This window comes from Herbaspirillum sp. WGmk3 (assembly GCF_023952535.1).
Classification (GTDB): Bacteria; Pseudomonadota; Gammaproteobacteria; order Burkholderiales; family Burkholderiaceae_D; genus Herbaspirillum; species Herbaspirillum huttiense.
This window is the reverse complement of sequence record NZ_JAKYWT010000130.1, coordinates 1-247: the sequence shown is the minus strand read 5'-3', so window position 1 is coordinate 247 and position 247 is coordinate 1. Positions and strand designations below refer to the sequence as shown.

1 protein-coding gene is annotated in these 247 nt (G+C 71.7%); it reads right to left on the bottom strand.

Annotation, left to right across the window (positions count from 1 at the left end):
- Positions 1 to 247, bottom strand: a 247-nt coding sequence (locus MKD49_RS26190) for a hypothetical protein (protein WP_252697765.1), incomplete at both ends; no start/stop codon positions are given.

Genomic DNA, 247 nt, shown 5'->3' with positions numbered 1-247 from the left:
CGTCCCCCGTGTAGAGCGTGGGGAACACGTCCGAGAGCCGGCGGGAGATGTAGTTCGCACCCAGCACGGCCGTGCGGGAGGACTCGGTGAGCCCCTTCGCCCCGGTCATGGCGATGTACATCCACGTGATGGGCAGCACGCCTGCGGAACCGTGCGGTGCCTGGGCCACGGGGAAGCCCGCGCCGCGCTCGTCGAGGTCTGCCGTGGCCGGGTTGCCGGGCAGGTAGGGCACGAGGTGCTCGGCCAC